Below are 19,157 nucleotides of genomic sequence, written 5' to 3' on the forward strand. Positions count from 1 at the left end.
CCGGGGCGCACGGGGAAGCGATGCAGGACTGCTAGGCTGCGCGCCATGCTCCCCTTCCTGGACGACGACGACGTGCGCGCGTGGGTGCGCTCCCGCGTCGGCACGTTCTTCCTGGTCGCTCTCTTCGGCGTCGCCCTCGCCGGTCCGGCCGCCGGTCAGAATCCGCTCCTCGGGGCGCTCGATGCATCCGAAGAAGGGCCGGCGGCGGCAGAGCCGGATCGACCGAGCGACGCCGATCCCCTGAGCGCGATCGAGATTGCGCTGACCGAGGCCCGTAGTCGCCTCGCCGCGCTCACCAGCGCCCAGGCCTCGGAGGACGAGGAAGACGGCGAACCGCTGCCGCCCTCCGCCTCGATCGAGCTCGCGAACCGCCTCGTCCGGGTTCTCGAGCAGCGACGCGAGGCCCAGCTCAAGATCGATGCCCTCGAGGTCGGTCGGAGCATGATCGAGTCCGGACTCGCACGAGACCCGTCGGAGATCGTCGCCGATCCTCCGCCCTTCCCGGTCCCGACCCTCGATGGCGTGCTCCAGGCCTGGCGGGACGCCGCGCGCGAGGAGGAGAAGACGAGGTCCATTCTCGAGGATCGGCGCGCGAACCTCGACCTCGCCCGCAAAGCCCGCGACGACCTCGCCAGAGAGCGACGGCGCGTGAAAGACGTGCTCGAACGCGAGAAGCAGGAGGTCGAGCGGATCCGGCTGCGGACCGAGCTCCGCGTGCTCGAGGACCAGCTGCGGATCGCCAACGAGCAGGTCCTGCTCGCGGAGCAGCGCGTCGCGAGCGTCACGATCGAGCACGACATCCACGTCTCGATGACCCGCCAGACCCGCGCGGCGCTCACCTGGGTCGAGACCCAGCTCCAGCCCCGCGAGTCGGATCTCACCGATGCCATCGCCCGCCTCGACCGGGAGCGCCTCGACCTCGACCGCGAGCTCGACCTGAAACGCTCGCGTCTCGTCGCCGCGGAGGGCACGCTCCGCACGACCGAAGAGCGGCGCGGACGTGTCGACGCCGGGAGGTCCCCCGACTTCGCGCTCGAGCTCGCGACCCGACGCGCCCAGCTCTCCCATCGCCAGGAGATGGTCTCCCTCCTCTCGGAGCGGATCGAGCGCCTGGCGCGGATGCGCACGACCTGGCAGCACCGCTACGCGGTGCTCGGCCCGGACTTCGACCTCGAGGCCGCCCCGGGCTGGCGCGCAGCCGCCAACCTCCAGCTGGAACGGCTCCAGAACCTCCAACGCATTCACGAGACCGAACGCGCCGAGGCCCAGCTCGCCCAGGCCGACCTGCTCCGGCGCTCGACGGAGGTCGGGAGCGAGTCCCCCTCGGCCCAGCGCTTCCTCGAGCTCGAGTTCGAGGACCTGGACGAACTCGTCGCGCTCTACGACGCGGACCTGCTCTCGTTCGACGCGGCGATCGCCCTCGAGGAGCGACTCGTCGAGGAGCTGACGTCCCGGATGAAGCGACGCAGCCTGAGCGAGCGGGCCCGCTCCGCCTGGGCCACGATCACGTCCTTCTGGACGCGGGAACTCACGACCTCCCAGGACAGCCCGATCACCCCGGGCAAGATCGCGATCGCCCTCGCCGTCTTCGTCTTCGGCCTCTACGTCGCTCGCCTGGTCCGCTCCCAGCTCCGCCAGCGCTTCTTCCCCCAGTTCGGCTTCGACGCCGGCGCCTCGAGCGCCTTCGCCTCCCTGACCTTCTACGCGCTCATGGCGGTCGCGTTCCTGCTGGCGCTCCAGGCCGTCAACATCCCCCTGACCGCCTTCGCCGTCGCCGGTGGCGCGCTCGCCATCGGGATCGGCTTCGGCTCCCAGACCGTCATCTCGAACTTCATCAGCGGGCTGCTCCTGCTGGCGGAGCGACCGATCCGGACCGGCGATCTCGTCGAGGTCGGCGGCGTCGTCGGCACCGTCGACACGATCGGCCTGCGCAGCACGCGAATCCAGACCCCGGACAACTTCCACATCATCGTGCCCAACGCGGCCTTCCTCGAGAGCAACGTCGTCAACTGGACCCACGAGGATCCGCTTCTTCGCCTGCGCGTGAGCGTCGGCGTCGCCTATGGCTCCCCCGCTCGAGAGGTGGAGGCGCTGCTCCTCCGGGCGGCGAGCGAGCACCCTCGGTGCCTCCGTCGGCCGAGCGAGCCGAGCGTGATCTTCCAGGACTTCGGGGACAGCGCGCTGCTCTTCGAGGTCCGCTTCTGGGTCCGCTACACCGAACAGACCGACCGCGCCGCGATCCGCAGCGACATCCGCTACCGGATCGACGAGCTCTTCGCGGAGCACGGGATCGTCATCGCATTCCCGCAGATGGACGTCCATCTCGACGTCGCCGGGAAGGAGTCGTCCTGAGGGCCCGCCGAAGCGCCGCCGTCCCTACTTGATGTTCGTCGGTCGCCACTCTCGCTCGTCGCGGAGCCTTCGGATGGCGTGTTCGATGCCGTCGTCTCGACGCTCCTTCGTCCGTCTCTTCCGATCCTCGTAGCCGGCGTAGTTCGGCGGGATGGCGAAGAGATAGGCCGCCTGCGGCCCGCGCTGGACTTCGCCGTAGTCGATCCGGACCGTACTCGCGCCGTCCCGACGCTCGACCTCTCCCTCGAAGCGGATCGGAACGCCGTCCATCGAGATCCAGGCGACGCCCCGGACCCGATCCCCTTCCACCTCGAATCGACGCGCCGGCGTGCCGGCGATCTCGTCCACGCCCGCTTCGCGGAACCGGCCCTCCATGCGCGGACCGAAGGGATCGGGTGTCAGGAACGCGTCGACGTCCGTATTGCGCAGCCAGAGCTCCTCGAAGGCCTCCGCTGCGGGATCGAGGATCCAGGTGACGGCGAGATCGGGTCGGTCGATGACGACCAGGTCGTGCCCTTCGATCGTCGCCTGGCGGCGTCGCAGCCCGCGGGCGTAGAACTCGGTCAGCTGCTCGACGGGGCGGCGCTCCCCGTCCGGATCGACGACCTCGACCCGGACGTCCGCCTGATAGGACACGCCGGGCGGGGGCGGACCGAGGCGGACGCACGCGCAGAGCGTGATCGCGAGGGCCGGAAGCAGCAGGCGGACTCGCCGCCATCGGATCGGTGCGCTCTTCGCCATGCTGGGACCCTCCGGCACGAACCGAGAAGGTACCGCAGGACGAGCGTTGCGATCGCCACCCCCCGGAGACGCGTCGGGGGCCTAGAGCCGCCCCGAGCCCGGGGCCATGACCGGACGGACGGTCGCCGGCCGCGCGCCGACGAGTCCCTTCACGCCGTCCTCGAGGCCGTTCACCGAGAGGTGGTACATCGGGAACATCCCGGAGATCTGGCGGCACGTCGACGACATCGCCCACTCGACGGGGCGATCCGGATTCAGCCAGACGCTCCGGTCGAAGTGGCGCTGGAGCCGGTCGAGCCAGGCAGCGCCGCTCGTCTCGGTCTCGTTCCGGAAGTTGATGTTGCCTCGCGCGGAGTTCAGCTCCGACGGGTGCATCGCCGCGTCGCCCACGATCATCAGCTTCCATCGCTCGCCGTAGGTCCGGAGCAGGTCCGCGGTCATCATCGACTCGCTCCGCAGCAGGCGCGCCGTCGTGTAGACCCGCTCGTACACGCAGTTGTGGAAGTAGTAGGCCTGGAAGTCCCGCAGGCCGCGCTCTTCGTGAAGGGCCGTGAGCAGACGGCTGACCGGCTCGTAGTACGGGTCCATCGTTCCGCCGACGTCCATGAGCAGGAGCAGCCGGACGTCGTTCTTGCGCTTCGGCCGAAAGACGAGCTCGATCTCGCCCGCGTCCTTGCAGGTCTTGTCGATCGTCCCATCGATGTCGAGTTCTTCGGGGCCATCGGTCCGCGTGAGCTGTCGCAGCCGCCGCAGCGCGAGCTTCACGTTCCGCGTGTCCAGCGCGACGTCGGTCCGGTAGTCGGTGAACTGGCGATCTTCATAGACCTTCATCGCGGAGCGCTTGCCGGGCGCGCCGCCGACGCGAATCCCCGTCGGGTGGGTTCCGCCGTGACCGTAGGGGGACTTGCCGCCGGTCCCCACCCACTTGGAGCCGCCGTCGTGGCGCTCCTGCTGCTCGGCCATCGTCTCCTGGAACTTCTTCATGAGCTCCTCGATGTCGAGGTGCTCGAGGGCCGCCAACTCCTCCGGTGTCAGCTCGTCCGCCGGCTTCGGGTTCGCGAGCCACTCGAGGAGCTCGGGGGAGAGCTCGATCGCCCCTTCGATCCCCCGGAAGTAGTCGGCGAAGACCAGGTCGAACGTGTCGAAGTCGCTCTCGCTCTTCACGAGGCAGGCGCGGGCCACGTGGTAGAAGCCCTCGACGGTCGAGCCGTGGAGCCCCTTCTCGAGGCACGTGAGGAGCATGCGCCACTCCTGCAGCGTGCTCTTCAGTCCCGCGGCGCGGAGCGCGTAGAAGAAATCGAGAAAGACCATCGGCGAGCCTCGTTGATCGGCGGACCTCGTGGAAAGTGCGGCCTCGCGGAGCCGGTCCCGGCCTAACGCCGGCCCGGGCCCTTCAGCTCGTCCAGCGACGTCGGGAGCTTGCCGTCCCGATCGAGGTACTGGGAGATCACCTTCGTGTCCTGCTCGTTCTTGAGGAGCGCGCCCATGAAGGGGAGCTCCGCCTCGAGCTGGGCGGGGTTCACACCCGCGCGGAGGAGTGCGGTGATCCAATCGATCAGCTCCGAGGTCGAGGGCTTCTTGCGAAGCTCCTTCTGTTCGCGGAGCCAGTAGAACTTGACGAGCACCTGCTCGAGGAGCGCCTTCTCGACCTGCGGATGATGGACGTCGACGATCTCGCGCATCTGTTCGACGTCCGGGAACTCGATGAAGTGGAAGACGCAGCGGCGCAGGAACGCGTCGGGCAGCTCCTTCTCGTTGTTCGAGGTGATGATCACCATCGGCCGCTGCTTCGCCACGACCTCGTCCCCGGTCTCCATGACCGTGAACTGCATCTCGTCGAGCTCGCGCAGGATGTCGTTCGGGAACTCGAGATCCGCCTTGTCGATCTCGTCGATCAGCAGGACCTGCCGCTGGTCCGCAGAGAAGACGCGACCGAGGGGCCCCTTGCGGATGTAGCTGCGGATGTCGCCGACGTCGCCATCGCCGAAGCGCGCATCGTTCAGGCGCTGGACCGTGTCGTAGACGTAGAGGCCGTCTTCGGCCTTCGACGTCGACTTGATGTGCCAGCTGTCCATCTCCATGCCCAGGCCCTGGGCGACGTGATGGGCCAGGAGGGTCTTGCCCGTGCCGGGCTCCCCCTTCACGAGCAGCGGCCGCTCGAGAGCGAGCGAACAGTTGACGGCATCGATCAGCGAACGAGAGGCGATGTACCCGCTCGTTCCCTCGAAGCGTTCGAAACGCTCCACGGCGGCAGCATTGGACATGGGGGGCTTCTTCTTTCTTGGATGGGATCCCGGAACCTGGGGCCCGAGGCGATCCGCCCGACGCGGACGCGAACAGAGCCCACGCCCCGAGCCGGTCCGCCCAGCGCAGCGGCAAAATCCGCCCAGCGCAGCGGCAAAAAGTGCTAGGGGCGCTCGTGGATCAGGAGCTTCTTCTCTTCGCCGAAGAGCACGGCGATCTTCCCGCGACCGGTGACGCCCTGCACGACGCCCTCGCCGAGGGTCTTGTGCGCGATGCGATCTCCGGGCTGGAAGCTCTCGCGAATGTTGTAGGTCCGGACCGGGCGCGACAGGTCGGCCTCGACGATCTCGTCCGCCGGATCCGTCTTCTTGGGCTTCGGCTTCGGCTTGAGCTTGCCCGCGCCGGTCTCCCACGCCTTGTCGAGGGTCACCGCCCCGGACAGGACCGCACCCTCGTCGTCGTAGGTCCACCCGACCCCGTCCGTCGTGTCGGTGGAGAGCGCCACGAAGAAGACCTCGCTTCCGATCGATTCGCCGATCTCGCGGGCGAGGCGCTCGAGCTCGCGGATCCAGCCGGCGCCCTTCTGCGCCTCGCGCTTCCGGCAGAGCTTCCAGTACTGCGGGCTCGCCGCGAGGATCACCGCGGGCGCTTCCTCGCCGAGCGTCTTCCCGGTCGCCTCGGCGATCTCCGCCTTGAGCGCTTCACGATTGCCGTCGACGGCCGCCGCGTGCGTGAGTCCCTGCAGGAAGAGACGAAGCGGGGTGTCGCCGGCGCCACTTCGGGTGGCTTCGGGCTCGAGGAACTTCAGGACCGCGACCGCCGGCCGGTCGTCCCCGATGACGGCGAGGAGCGGGATTTCGTCGACGCCCGCGTTCGGATCCGCGTCGCCCTTCTCCTTGTCGGCCGCAGCGGTCTTGATCGGAACGCTGTGGTCCACGATCGTGAGCGTCTCGCCGGACGGAAGCTCGAGCGTGGGCGGGCTCTCGCCCTGCGCCGCGCGCGCGATCGCCTCGGCGAGGTGCTTCTCGTCCTTGTTGTTCTGGCGCTGCTTGGCCTTTCGGCCGACGCGGACGCCGAGATACTTCAGGTCCTCGGCCGAGCGCTTCGGGACGTTCGCGGTCTCGGTTTGGTAATCGGCCTCGAGGGACGCGCCGGTCAGCTTCTCGGCGGCGGCACGGAAGCCCTTCGCTTGCTTGACGTCGCGGTCGTTCGCGAGGGCGATGAGCGGATGCAGACTCAATTCGGTTCTCCCGGGGAAGCGCGCAGGGGCCGGCAGGCGCGCGGGATGCGGGCAGGCGCTGGGATCGAGCGGTGTTGGTCGAAAATCGGGCGCAGCCGGTGCCCCAATGGATTCGAGGCCCCATCGTGGTCCGAGGGGCCTCGAGAAGACGTTAACACCGCTCGTCGGAGATTTCCGGGCCTGACCGGGGGGATTCAGCCTCGTCGGCTGCACGCGCGGTTCGACGCGCTCGCCGGGATCAGCGCTTCCGCTGCTCCGCGCGGAGCCGGAGCTGCCCCGCGTCGAGCTCGAGGACGAGCTCGTAGGGATCCCGAGCGGCTCGGAAGACCGTCGCGTCGAGGGCGGCCTGGTGCTCGATCGCGCTCTGCGGTTCGCTCGGCCCCTCGCACCACGCGTTGGTCTCGTCGTGCGACCCATCCGGGTTCAGCGAAGTCGTCCCTCTACTTCTACTCATCGATCTTCGTTCCACGTTCTTCAGCGCGGGTCGTGCCCGCTTCCGCGTTCGGGTCCTGCCCGCTTCCGCCTCGTCCGGGTGGCCGTCGACCGCCCGGCAAAGAGGCGGCAACCGATTGGACTTATCGCGACGCAACCCCCGGCCCTTTACGGCTTTTCCCGTTTCGACGGACCCGAATCGCGGATCCCTGGCACTCTCTCCAGACACCCCGGAATCGCTTCGTTCTGGTTGGAAGGCGACGTTTCGACATGCAATGGCCCATCACACTCTGGAGGACGATCGCGACCCTCGCGCTCGCGACCGCACCGCTCGCGCTGGCGTCCTGTGACGCCGGCGCCCCTTCCGGGGAACCCGAACCGACGCGCACGCAGGCCGCCACCACGGAAGACCGGGCGGCGACGCGCGCCGCCGGGCCGGCGGAGCTGGAGTCGATCCAGCGCCGCGCCGACGCCGCCTTCGCGGCCCTCGACGAGCCGAACACCCGGAGCGAGAGCCGGATCGGGCCGCAACCCTGGCCCGCCGACCTGCCCGCGCGGTGGCCGCGCCTCGAAGGCGGGCGGGTCCTCGCGGATACCCGTCGCAACGGAGACCGACTGCTGCTGGTCGATCTGCCCGGAGAACCGGACGCCGCACGCGAACGCTACGGCGCGGCGCTCCGCGCCGAGGGCTTCGAAGTCGTCCCGGGCGCGGACCGCGGGGCGGGTTCTCTCCGGGCGACCGGGCCGACGGCCGCCGCGGATCTGACTTTCTACCCGCGCGAGACGGTCACTCGCGTCGAAATTCTCTTCCGCGATCCGCCGACGGGCTAGCGGACGTCTCGACAGAACCCCTAAGCCGGACGAGACTCGCCCCGTGCCGACCGACCTGCCTCGCCCGCAGCGGCCCCGCCTCGTGCTCGCCGCCCTCTTCGCCGCCACGTTCCTCCAGGCGGGCTGCGGCGTGTTGCTCCTCGCCGGCGGCGCCGGCACGAGCGCGATCGCGTTCGCGACGGGCGAGCTGCGGGTGACGGAGGGCGTGCCGATGGCGACACTCCACGAGGCGGTGAAGTCGGCGGTCGAAACCCTTCGCTACGTCGACGTCGAGGCGGTCCTCGAAGACACCGGCGATCGGATCCGCTGGCGCGCGACGACGGCGGGCGGAGACCCGGTCGACATCCGTCTGATCGCGAAGGGTGACGAGCAGACCGATCTCCGGATCCGGATCGGCGTCTTCGGCAACGAGGCCCGCTCGCGCCTCGTCCTCGAACAGATCCGGCAGGCTCTTTGAACGGAATCGCGCCGCGGCGGGACGCGCACGGGGAGTAGTCGGCGTTGGAGGTCTCGCACGGGCTGATCGAAGCCGTCGTCCTGCTCGCGCTGGCCTCCGCGGGCCTCGCCGCGACGGAGCGACTGCGCCTGCCCTCGGTCGTCGGGTTCCTGGTGGTCGGCGCGATCGCGGGCCCCGGCGCGCTCGGGCTCGTTTCGGATCCCGACGCGGTACGCGAGCTGGCGGAGCTCGGGGTCGTCTTCCTGCTCTTCGAGATCGGGCTCGAGCTGCCCCTCGAACGCGTGCGCACGCTCTGGCGGCCTGCGCTCGTGGGCGGCGGCTTCCAGGTCGCGGTCACCCTCGCCGTCGTCGCGGCGGCCGCCGCCGCGGCGGGACTCACGTGGCCCGCGGCCTTCGTCGTCGGCGCGGGGGTCTCGATGTCGTCGACTGCGATCGTCCTGCGGCTGCTGACCGACGAGGGGCAGATCGACGCCCCGAGCGGTCAGCTCTCGGTCGCCGTCCTGCTCATGCAGGACCTCGCGATCGTGCCCTTCCTGCTGATCGTGCCGCTCCTCGCCGGGGACGTCGGGGGAACCGGCGCCCTCGCCTTCGCGGTCGGCAAGATGGTCGTCGCGCTGGCCCTGGTCGGCTTCGGCGTCTGGTTCCTCGTCCCGCGCCTGCTCGACCGCGTCGCCCAGGATCGCGGCGGCGAGCTCTTCAGTCTCTTCGCGCTGCTGATCGTGCTGGGCTCGGCGCTCGCCGCCGAAGCCCTCGGCCTGACCCTCGCCGTCGGCGCCTTCCTCGCCGGCGTCGCCGCGAGCGGTTCCCCCTACGCCCACCAGCTCTTCAGCGAAGTCGTCCCCCTCCGCGGCGTCCTGCTCGGCATCTTCTTCACCGCCGTCGGCATGTTCTTCTCCCCGGCCCAGGTCGCCGAGGCGCCGGGCACCCTCGTGCTCGACGTCCTCGCGATCCTCATCGGCAAGAGCCTGATCGTGGTCTTCGCCGGCACGGTCCTGCTTCGCCGCTCCTTGCGCGTGAGCCTCGAAGCGGGTCTCTCCCTCGCACAGATGGGCGAGTTCGCCTTCGTCCTGCTCGGCGTCGCCAGCGCCGTCGGCGTGATCGAGCCCGTCCTCCAGGCCCGGGTCGTCGCCGCGTCGATCGTGAGCCTCGTCCTCTCCCCCTTCCTGATCGGAAGCGCACCGGCGATCGCCGGCGCGATCGCCGAACGCCTGGGGCACCCCGGACAACGGTTCGCCGAGGACGCGGCGCTGCCGGCCGCCGACGCGGGGGAACGGGTCGTGGTGATCGGCTACGGGCCGGCGGGACAGACGCTGATCCGACTCCTGCGCTCCCTCGACGTGCCCTTCATCGCCGTCGACACGAACCCGAGCGCGGCGCTCGAGGCGCGCGAGACCGGGGAGCCCGTGATCTACGGCGATGCGACGCGGCCGCAGGTCCTGCGTCATCTCGCGGTCTGGGACGCACGGCTCGTCGCCGTCGCGATCTCGGATCCCCTCGCGACCCGGCGGATCGTCTCACGGATCCGCGCCATGGCCCCGGACACGCCGATCCTCGCGCGCACGCGCTACGTGCGCGAGGTCGACCGCCTGTCGATGGCCGGCGCCGACGTCGTCGTCGCCGAGGAGTTCGAGGGCTCGATCGAGCTGGTCGCCCGGGCCCTCGAGAACTTCGAGGTCCCGGGCGGCGCGATCGCGCGCTTCACCGAGGCGCTGCGCGAAGAGGGCTACGGCGCGATCCGGGCGCCGGCGGCGCTGCCCATCGATCCCTGGCTGATGGAGCTCCTCGAACACACCGACACCGAGTGGGTCGAGGTCCCGCTGGACCTGACGACCCGGCCGACCCTCGGCTCCCTCGACCTGCGCGCGAGGACGGGTGGTTTCGTCCTCGTCGTCGAGCGGGGCGACGACAGCCACGCGAATCCGAGCCCGGACTTCGCCCTGGAGCCGGGCGATCGGCTGCTGGTCCTGGGCGGCGCCGAGGAGCTCCTCCGCGTGCGCGCGCTGCTCGCCGACGCCGAGGGCTGAGCGGACGCGAGACTCCGGGATTCCCCGGAGCCGACGTGACCGGAGTCACGCCGATCCCGACTCGACCGTTGCTTTTTCACCCCTCCCCGTTCGCGCCCGTCGAGAAGCTTCGTGCGACGGCTCGAACGGCCCGGTCGGGCGAAGAAGTTTCACTACAGCGGGCCCTTAGGCGCGCCGATCCGACCCGAAAGCGACCAGATCGGGGAGAACTGTGTGCGCAGCGTGCCGGAAGCCGAGATTCCGGGCGCCGCCGTCGTCTCCCCGTCTCGTTGGCGCTCTTCGCGCCGCCCATCGGAGACGAACCCTATGTCGATCCACTTTCCCCGTGTGTTTCCCCGACCCGACCAGCTGCGTTCCGCACTGATCTGGGCTTCGGTGCTCGCACTCAGCGCCTCGACCGCCTGTCTCGACTCGAACATGGACGGCGGCGGCGCTGGCGGCGGAGGCGGCGGCGGGGGCAGCAGCGTGTCGAGCGTGTTCTCCGACCCGGCCCCCACGCCGAACCCGGGCGCCGCGGGTGCGATCGGTGCGGCGACCAGCTGCGTCACGGACACCGTCGCGGGTGTGGCCGAGACGGGACGGATCGGTCTCCCCTTCGACTCCGGCGACGTGATCGCGCTCTGCGACGGATGGGTCCTGATCGCCGACAAGACCAACGAACGGCTCGAGCTGCGCAACATCTTCACGGGCGAGTGGGACACGCGCTGGGACCTGCCCGGCGCGCCGGACGACCTCGAGCTCGATGCGACCGAGGACTATGTCTACGCAACCCTGCCCGACCAGAGCCTGATCGCGGCCGTCGACCTCGACGCCGGAACGGTCTATGTCGCGGCCACGAACAGCGCGCCGACCTCGATCACCCAGAGTGCCAACCATCTCCTGGTCTCGGCCAATGCCGGCGCCGAGCTCCGCGCCTACAGCAAGCCCCAGCCGACCTTCGTCGGCCTCGACGCGACGCTGGCGGGCACCGAGATCATCTACAACGAGACCACCGACCAGCTGATCGGAATCGACGACAGCAACATCACGCTCTTCGACTACGCCGAGGGCGGGGTCGTCCTGACCGCGACCGGCGACGAGGACCCGTCGACCGGCACGGTCCTCGACCTCGACCTGTCCCCGGACGACAGCCGGATCGCCTTCGTGAACGAGTCGGGCAACGCCAGCTTCGCCGGCAGCAACGTCATCAACGACATGTCGACGGCGGACGTCGACACGGTCATGGGCGCCTGGAAGGTCGAGGTCGCTCCCACGGCGGCGGCCTTCAACCCGATCGGCGGTGAGGACTTCCTCCTCGCGACGAGCGCCTCGTCCTACGTCGTCTTCGACTTCGCCAGGCACGCCGAGATCACGCGAACGACCCCGACGAGCAGCTGCGGCGGCAGCTTCGACGAGGCCGAGTTCTCCGCCGGCGGCGAGATCGCCATCGCCAAGATGAGCTGCTCCGGGACCGGCACCGAGCTCCACTGGTACGCGCCCGCCGCGGGCTTCGGCGACTCCAACAGCACGATCGGCGTCCCGGCCGGCATCCTTGCGACGACGATCGGAGATCCCTTCTGCTCGACGGACACACCCCCCGGCCCGACCCGGGGCTCGCTCGCGGTCCCGCGCGGCGAGGACTTCGAGCCCTTCTGCGACGGCTGGGCGTTCGTGACCGAGCGCGGCACCAACCGCGTCGTCCTGAAGGACATCGTGAGCGGTACGACCGCCGCGGAGTGGGACCTCCGGGACGTCCCGGTCGAGATGGTCGTCGACGAGGCGACCCAGTTCCTCTACGTCGCGATGGGCGCCGGCGGTGGCCTCGCCCGCATCGACCTCGCCGGCGCGGGCGCGGGGACGCTCGTCCAGCAGGAGGCCCCGGCCTTCCCGCAGTCGCTCACTCTCGGCAACGGCGGCGACGTCTGGACGACCGGGTTCTACGAGCCGGGCGAGATCGGCATCAACGTGACGAACGGACCGGGCATGGTCGACGGCGGTGCCTTCGGCGCGAGCCCGTCCTTCACGACGGATCCGCACACCTTCACGAGCGGCACCACCCAGATCGCTTTCGACCGCACCAACAACGTGATGTTCGTCAGCGGAACGAGCGGACTCGCGAGCTTCACGGAAGGTGCGGGCACCTTCGACCAGCAGGACGTCGACCTCGAGGTCTTCGACGACCTCGCCTCAGAGATCATCCTGGCTTCGCCGGATGACGTCTCGATCGCGATCGTCGACCAGAACGCCGACCTGATCTTCGACCTCGAGACCGGCGACACCCAGGACCTGACCGACACGTTCTGGATCGTCGACTCGCTGCTCGACATGACGGGACTCGCCTTCACCGGCGGAACGGGGAACCGCCTCGGCGTGGCGACGACGCAGGAGCTAATCGTCTTCGACGCGAACGGAGCCCACGACGAGATCGTGACGGTCCAGCCGACGTCCTGTGACGTCGACTCGGAGGCTCGCCCGGGCATTTCCCGCGGCGACGGGATCGGCTTCTACAAGACCGACTGTGGCGACCCGAACTCGCTGACCGAGACCATCTACTGGTGGCAGCTCTAGGGACGCCTCGGCGATCCACCACCGAACGAGGAGACGGCTGGTCCGGCCTCCTGGAACGTCCGCGGCCCCTGCCGCGGGCGTTTTCGCTTGGGCTGCTAGGATCCGGGCACCCCGTGGTCGCCAGGCGCGCACCCCCCATCGCGCCGGCTCGACAGGTCCCCCCGCATGCCTCAGCCGTCTCCTGAATCGTTCCTCGCGAAGGTCCGTCCGTCGGACACGTTCGCCCGTCGCCATCTCGGTCCCCGAACGAGCGACCTGCCGGAGATGCTCGCGCGCGTCGGTGTCGACCGGCTCCAGGACCTCGCCGACGCGACGATTCCGGCGTCGATCCGTTCGAAGGAAGCGCTCGTCCTCGACGGACTGCCCGAAGCGCCCCTCGGCGAAGCCGAGCTGCTGGCCGCGCTGCGCGAGATCGCCAACGAGAATCGCGTCCATCGCAGCTATCTCGGCCAGGGCTACCACGACACGATCGTGCCCGGGGTGATCGCGCGGAACGTGCTCGAGAATCCGGGGTGGTACACCCAGTACACGCCCTACCAGGCGGAGATCTCGCAGGGAAGGCTCGAGGCGCTCCTCAATTTCCAGACGATGGTCTCGGATCTGACGGGACTCGATCTCGCGAATGCCTCGCTCCTCGACGAGGCGACTGCGGCGGCGGAAGCGCTCGGTCTCTGTCGCGCCGTCGCGAAGGGAGACCGGAAGAACGCGATCTTCGCCGCCGACGACTGCCACCCGCAGACCCTCGGCGTGCTCCGGACCCGCGCCGAGGGCCTCGGCATGACGCTCCACGTCGGCGACCCGGAGACGGCGGACTTCGACGCGCTCGGGGTCGGCGGCGTGATCCTCCAGTATCCCGCCACCGACGGCCGGGTCCGCGACCCGCGCGGAATCATCGAGCGCGCCCACGATGCCGGCGCCCTCGCCTGCGTCGCGGCGGACCTGCTGGCGATGACGCTGCTCACGCCGCCCGGCGATCTCGGTGCGGACGTGGCCTTCGGCACGACCCAGCGCTTCGGCGTCCCGATGGGCTTCGGGGGTCCCCATGCTGCCTATTTCGCGACGCGCGACAAGCACGCACGCCGGATCCCCGGTCGACTCGTGGGGCTTTCGCGTGACCGCGACGGTCGCCTCGCCTACCGCCTCGCCATCCAGACCCGCGAGCAGCACATCCGCCGCGAGAAGGCGACGAGCAACATCTGCACCGCGCAGGTCCTGCTCGCGATCCTCGCGTCGATGTACGCGGTCTACCACGGACCGGAAGGCCTCACCCGGACGGCGAAGCGCGTCCGCGCCCTGACCGGCGCGCTCAAGCGTGGTCTCGTCCGACTCGGACAGGAGGTCGAGGACTTCGACTATTTCGACACGCTGCGGGTCCGGCCCGTCGGCCTCTCCGCGCAGGACGTGCTCTCCGCGGGCTGGGAGCGCGAGCTGAACCTGCGCGCCTTCTATCGTCAGGGCGCGGAAGGTGTGGAGCCCGATGGTTCGCTCGGCATCTCCCTCGACGAGACGACGACCCCGGACGACGTGCTCGACATCCTGTCGTGCTTCGCGGGCGAGGCGGATCTCGATTTCGACTTTGACGCCCTCACGCCGACCGACGAGAACGAGGACGCCCTTCCCGAGTCCCTGGTCCGCACGAGCCCGTTCCTCACCCACGAGGTCTTCCACCGGCACCACTCCGAGACGGAGATGCTGCGATACATCCATCGCCTCGAGGCGAAGGACCTGTCCCTCACGACGTCGATGATCCCGCTCGGGTCGTGCACGATGAAGCTGAACGCGACCGTCGAGATGATCCCGGTCACGTGGCCCGAGTTCGGCCAGCTCCACCCCTACGCGCCGGCGGACCAGGCGGCGGGCTACTCGATGCTCTTCGAGCAGCTCGAGACCTGGCTCGGCCAGATCACCGGACTCCCCGCCGTCTCCCTGCAGCCCAACGCCGGATCCCAGGGCGAGTACGCAGGCCTGCTCGCGATTCGGCGCTACCACCAATCCCGAAGACAGGCCCGCGTCGAGGCCGAGCGCGACGTGTGCCTGATTCCGGTATCCGCCCACGGCACGAACGCGTCGAGCGCGGTCATCGCCGGCTTCCGCTGCGTCGCCGTCAAGTGCGACGAGCGCGGGAACATCGACGTCGCCGACCTGCGCGAACGGATCGACGAGTACCGCGACCAGCTCGGTGCGCTCATGATCACCTACCCGTCCACCCACGGCGTCTTCGAGGAAGCGGTGGTCGAGATCTGCGGCGCGATCCACGAGGCGGGCGGTCAGGTCTACATGGACGGCGCGAACATGAACGCGCAGGTCGGCCTGACCTCGCCCGCCGAGATCGGCGCCGACGTCTGCCACCTGAACCTGCACAAGACGTTCTCGATTCCGCACGGCGGCGGCGGTCCCGGCATGGGGCCGATCTGCGCGGCCGAACACCTGCGCGACTTCATCCCGGGCCACCCGGTCTTCGGAGAAGGCGCGGTCTCCGCGGCGCCCTTCGGCTCGCCCTCGATCCTGCCCATCTCGTGGGCCTACATCGCGCTGATGGGCGCCGAGGGGCTGACCCGCGCGACCCAGATCGCGATCCTCAACGCCAACTACATGGCTCGCAAGCTCGCGGACCATTTCGAAGTCCTCTACACCGGACCCGGCGGTCGCGTCGCCCACGAGTTCATCATCGACTGCCGCCCCTTCGAACGAACGGCGAACGTGACCGTCGAGGACATCGCCAAGCGCCTGATCGACTACGGATTCCACGCGCCGACGATGTCCTTCCCGGTCGCCGGAACGCTGATGATCGAGCCGACCGAGAGCGAGTCCAGGGAAGAGCTCGACCGACTCTGCGAGGCCCTGATCGGGATCCGGCAGGAGATCGTCGCGATCGAGCGGGGTGACGTGGCCGACGGGGAATCGCCCCTCAAGCACGCCCCGCATCCGGCGGAAGTCGTCTGCGGCGACGACTGGCCCTTCGCCTACACCCGCGCCGAGGCCGCCTACCCGGCGCCCTGGACCCGGGAGCACAAGTTCTGGCCGCCGGTGGCGCGAATCGACAACGCCTACGGGGACCGAAACCTGGTCTGCACCTGCCCGCCCCTCGAAGAGCTCACCGAGAACTGAGCCGTCCTCGACCCAGCCGACCCGGGGCTGCCCCGGAGGCGGCCCGGCCTCGGATCCGCGCTTGCGTGCCAGTGCTACCGTTTCGCGCTTCGATGCGTGCGGGCGCCGGCGGGCGCGACACGCGAGGGGTGCTCGTAGCGTGGGTGATCCGGACTCGTTGTTCTCGATTCTCTGGCCGTCCGATGGGACGGGCCAGCAGGCCCTGTGGGTCGTGCTCGGCGCCGCCGCCCTCGCGGCGATCACGGTCTACGGCCCGCTCGCGGTCCGGCTCGTCCGCCTCTTTCTGCTCGAACGGCGCCTCCGCGACCAGACCCGGGACGCCGGGCAAGGGAGACCGCCCGGCGACGCCGGGGATCCGCTGCGCGACGCGATGGCGGACTCGCCCCTCGCGGACGCCTTCGCCGAGTTCGATCGACGCTGGTCGACCGCCCAGCTCGGCGAGGCCGGCGGCCGGGCCCCGATCCGACTGATCGACGTCTTCGAGGACAAGCCCCTGCTGCCCTTCGGACCCCGGCGAAGCCTGCTTCCGACGCTGCCCGGGATCTTCCTCGGACTCGGGGTCTTCGGCGCCCTGGCCGGGCTGATTCCGAGCCTTTCGAGCCTGGCCGCCGACGAGGCCGGCGCAGACGCGCAGTCGGCCTGGCTCGCCATGCAGCTGGGCCAGGCGCTTCGCGTGACGGCCTGGGGGTTCCTCTGTGGCCTGGGCGCCTCGCTGACCGGTCGCCTCCTCGAAGGCGGCTTCAACGCCCGCGCCGTGGCGCTCGACGAGGTCGTCGAGCGCGCCTACGGCTCGGTCTCCCCCGGCGAGCTCGCCGAGATCACGCGGCAGACCCAGCAGCGCAGCCTCGAGACCCTGGGCAAGGAGCTGGGCCAGTTCGGCAACGAGCTGAACGAACGCCTCGACCGCGGCCTGCAGCGGATCGAGCAGTCGACCTCGCGCGCCGCGAGCCTGGTCTCCCAGGAACAGCGCGGCGCCCTCCACACCGTCGTCCAGGAGCTCTCCCTCTCCGTGCGACAGGGCGTGGAGCACCACCTCGCCGAGCTGCGCAACGCGCTCCAGCGCGCCACCGAACACCAGGGAACGGTCACGAGCGGCCTGGCCGAGACCTTCGAGCGAATGGTCGAGAACGCGCAGACACAGGACCGCATCGCCCGCACCCTGATCGAGAGCGCGAGTGCCGTCGAAGAGGCGGCGCGCACGATGCACGGGACCGCCGGCGAGATGCAACCCGTCCTCGACCACCTCGGATCGACCAGTCGGTCGCTGTCGAACACCGCGGATCGCATGGGCGACACCCAGCAGGTCGTCGCGCGAACGGCCGAGGGCGTCCGGACTTCCCTCGAGCACGCCGCGGAAGGCGTCGAGGAGCAGCGACAGTTCGTCGAGCGCTCACTCTCCGAGATCCGACGCGCCCTGGTCGGCCTGGGGGACGGACTCGGCGACTCGCTCCAGCGCTCCCTCCGCGAAGTCGACGACGTGCTCGGCCTGACGGTCGGCCAGCTGCGCGACACCCTCGCCGAGAGCAACGAGACGATCGACCGGCTGGCCGGTCCGATCCGCGCCGCAGAGGGCTCGACCCGCGAGACCCACGTCGCCCTCGACCGCGTCCGCAACGAGGTCGAAGCCCTCGGGCAGTGGATGAATCAGGCCATCAAGCCGCTCCGGACCGGAGTCGGCGACGTCGAGGCCCGCGCCGAAGACATCGCCCGTGCGATCGGCGAGTTCACCAGCCACACGCGCCAGATCGACAAGACCATGGACGCGCTCCGCCAGGAGATCCACGAGGAGAGCCGGAGGCTGCAGGGCGCGGGCGGTGACCTCGGTCGGCGTCTCACCCAGGCGACCGACGCCGTCGCGCTCCTCGAGACTGCGACCTCGGAAGCGGCGCGCAAGGCGCGGCCGAAGGACATCGTCGCCGGGGCGCCGCGGGAGCGCGAGTCCGGCGTGGCGCGGGAACGCAACTGGTCTCCGGCCCCGCCCTCGGATCCTGCCCGGGAGACGGAGCCGCCGCGGGACACGAGCCGCGCCGTTCGACCGCCGCGCGAGCCGGAGCCCCTCGCGAACGAGCCGACGACCCCCGCCTTCGCGGCGGCCGAGGCGAGCGAGGAGCCCCACGAATCGACGGGGCGCGACCTCGCGCTCTCCGGCTACCGGATGGGAACACCGCGCGCCCAGGGTCCCGACCCCTACGCGCGCTTCGACGACGCCGAGTCCGAGCCCCAGTCGAACGTACGCCACTTCCCGACCCCGGATCGCGAGCTCGGTGAGGATCTCAAGCTGTCGGGACTGCTCGGAACGAGCGCGAAGGACCGCGACGACGAAGCGGACGACGAAGAAGAGAAGGACTGACGCGTGGGCGCACGATTCCACGGCAGGAGCGCGAACGCGCGGGACGCGGGGCAGCCCATCCGCGGCGGACTGACGCCGGCGGGCGCGTCGGGATTCGGCGAGTGGTGGGGCGGACTCGTGGCCGTCGCGCTGGTCGCGGTCGGCGTGGTCCTCCTGACCGGCAGCCGCGATCCGGGCGCTGGCGGGAATCGGATCGATCCATCGCCCCGGATGCTCGCAGCGATCGAGCCCTCGGCCCGCTCCCTCGAAGCCGTGGATCGCGCCTTCGCCTCCCTGTGCGCAGATCCCGTCCTGCTCGCCCTCGAGCTCGAGCCGAATTGCGAGACCGGCGTGATCACGCTCTCCGACGAGCTCTTCGACGGCTTCGGCAGCGCCGCCCTCGGCCCGGAGGCCCAGGAGGATCTGCTCGCGGCGATGCGCGTCTACCTGGCGAAGCTGCGCGCGCTGCCGTCGATCTGGAGAAGCCTCGAAGCGATCGAGCTCCGCGGACACGCCGATCCGCGTGCGGTCCGAGACCCCTACGTCACGAACCTGGTCGGTTCGCAGCAGCGGCCGCTCGGCGTGCTCCTCTTCCTGGTCGGCGAGAACGGCCTCGGCGCGGTCGACCGGGCCGACCTCGAGCGACTCGCGGTGGTGTCGGGCGTGTCGTTCTCCCGCCCGCCGGAGACGTGCCCCGACCGCAGCCGCGAGTGCTACCCGGAATGGCGCCGGGTGGAGATCCGACCCGTCCTCTCCGAGTCGCTCCGTCGCGGTGACTGGTCGCGAACTCTCGAAGACGTTCGCGTCAGCGCCCGGCAGCTCCGGGCGGAACTCGCCGAAACGGAGCCCTGA

Annotated in this window: 13 protein-coding genes; 8 read left to right on the forward strand and 5 right to left on the reverse strand. The window is 70.1% G+C overall.

Annotated features, from left to right (window positions below; all coding sequences use genetic code 11):
- Nucleotides 1-45: 45 nt before the first annotated feature.
- Nucleotides 46-2,352: a mechanosensitive ion channel gene (locus NXI30_00875; GenBank protein MCR9092745.1), complete on the forward strand. Its 2,307-nt coding sequence runs from the start codon at nt 46-48 to the stop codon at nt 2,350-2,352.
- A 24-nt stretch (nt 2,353-2,376) separates the two neighbouring features.
- Here NXI30_00875 and NXI30_00880 read toward each other — a convergent pair whose 3' ends face one another.
- The 5 genes from NXI30_00880 to NXI30_00900 form a co-directional block, all read right to left on the reverse strand.
- Nucleotides 2,377-3,093, reverse strand: coding sequence for a hypothetical protein (locus tag NXI30_00880; protein MCR9092746.1), 717 nt, complete (start codon nt 3,091-3,093; stop codon nt 2,377-2,379).
- 81 nt (nt 3,094-3,174) lie between these two features.
- Entirely contained in the window at nt 3,175-4,404 is a 1,230-nt protein-coding gene (locus NXI30_00885) for a VWA domain-containing protein (protein ID MCR9092747.1), read from the reverse strand.
- A gap of 62 nt (nt 4,405-4,466) precedes the next feature.
- A complete protein-coding gene (locus NXI30_00890) occupies nt 4,467-5,357 on the reverse strand; it encodes a MoxR family ATPase (protein MCR9092748.1) in 891 nt (296 codons plus the stop codon).
- A 143-nt stretch (nt 5,358-5,500) separates the two neighbouring features.
- Nucleotides 5,501-6,577 carry a hypothetical protein gene (locus tag NXI30_00895; GenBank protein MCR9092749.1) on the reverse strand — a complete coding sequence of 359 codons (1,077 nt, stop codon included), beginning with the start codon at nt 6,575-6,577 and terminating at the stop codon, nt 5,501-5,503.
- A gap of 238 nt (nt 6,578-6,815) precedes the next feature.
- Nucleotides 6,816-7,031 carry a hypothetical protein gene (locus NXI30_00900; GenBank protein ID MCR9092750.1) on the reverse strand — a complete coding sequence of 72 codons (216 nt, stop codon included), beginning with the start codon at nt 7,029-7,031 and terminating at the stop codon, nt 6,816-6,818.
- A gap of 248 nt (nt 7,032-7,279) precedes the next feature.
- Between NXI30_00900 and NXI30_00905 the strand changes: the two genes are divergently transcribed.
- The 7 genes from NXI30_00905 (at nt 7,280) to NXI30_00935 (ending at nt 19,157) form a co-directional block, all read left to right on the forward strand.
- Nucleotides 7,280-7,840, forward strand: coding sequence for a hypothetical protein (locus NXI30_00905; GenBank protein ID MCR9092751.1), 561 nt, complete (start codon nt 7,280-7,282; stop codon nt 7,838-7,840).
- 43 nt (nt 7,841-7,883) lie between these two features.
- Nucleotides 7,884-8,297: a DUF3568 domain-containing protein gene (locus NXI30_00910; protein ID MCR9092752.1), complete on the forward strand. Its 414-nt coding sequence runs from the start codon at nt 7,884-7,886 to the stop codon at nt 8,295-8,297.
- A 44-nt stretch (nt 8,298-8,341) separates the two neighbouring features.
- Nucleotides 8,342-10,321, forward strand: coding sequence for a cation:proton antiporter (locus tag NXI30_00915; protein ID MCR9092753.1), 1,980 nt, complete (start codon nt 8,342-8,344; stop codon nt 10,319-10,321).
- Between the two features lie 306 nt (nt 10,322-10,627).
- A complete protein-coding gene (locus tag NXI30_00920; GenBank protein MCR9092754.1) occupies nt 10,628-12,868 on the forward strand; it encodes a hypothetical protein in 2,241 nt (746 codons plus the stop codon).
- A gap of 165 nt (nt 12,869-13,033) precedes the next feature.
- A complete protein-coding gene (gene gcvP / locus NXI30_00925; GenBank protein MCR9092755.1) occupies nt 13,034-15,976 on the forward strand; it encodes an aminomethyl-transferring glycine dehydrogenase in 2,943 nt (980 codons plus the stop codon).
- A 139-nt stretch (nt 15,977-16,115) separates the two neighbouring features.
- The gene (locus tag NXI30_00930) at nt 16,116-18,326 is read left to right on the forward strand and encodes a hypothetical protein (protein ID MCR9092756.1); all 2,211 of its coding nucleotides are present in this window, start codon (nt 16,116-16,118) and stop codon (nt 18,324-18,326) included.
- 3 nt (nt 18,327-18,329) lie between these two features.
- Nucleotides 18,330-19,157, forward strand: a complete 828-nt coding sequence (locus tag NXI30_00935) for a hypothetical protein (protein ID MCR9092757.1) — start codon at nt 18,330-18,332, stop codon at nt 19,155-19,157.

It is taken from the genome of bacterium (assembly GCA_024742285.1).
Classification (GTDB): Bacteria; Myxococcota_A; UBA9160; order UBA9160; family UBA4427; genus UBA4427.

Excerpts from the sequence above, each read along its gene's own strand:
- NXI30_00875 (MCR9092745.1), top strand. The coding sequence starts at position 46 with ATGCTCCCCTTCCTGGACGACGACGACGTGCGCGCGTGGGTGCGCTCC.
- NXI30_00880 (MCR9092746.1), bottom strand. The coding sequence starts at position 3,093 with ATGGCGAAGAGCGCACCGATCCGATGGCGGCGAGTCCGCCTGCTGCTT.
- NXI30_00885 (MCR9092747.1), bottom strand. The coding sequence starts at position 4,404 with ATGGTCTTTCTCGATTTCTTCTACGCGCTCCGCGCCGCGGGACTGAAG.
- NXI30_00890 (MCR9092748.1), bottom strand. The coding sequence starts at position 5,357 with ATGTCCAATGCTGCCGCCGTGGAGCGTTTCGAACGCTTCGAGGGAACG.
- NXI30_00900 (MCR9092750.1), bottom strand. The coding sequence starts at position 7,031 with ATGAGTAGAAGTAGAGGGACGACTTCGCTGAACCCGGATGGGTCGCAC.
- NXI30_00905 (MCR9092751.1), top strand. The coding sequence starts at position 7,280 with ATGCAATGGCCCATCACACTCTGGAGGACGATCGCGACCCTCGCGCTC.
- NXI30_00920 (MCR9092754.1), top strand. The coding sequence starts at position 10,628 with ATGTCGATCCACTTTCCCCGTGTGTTTCCCCGACCCGACCAGCTGCGT.
- gcvP (MCR9092755.1), top strand. The coding sequence starts at position 13,034 with ATGCCTCAGCCGTCTCCTGAATCGTTCCTCGCGAAGGTCCGTCCGTCG.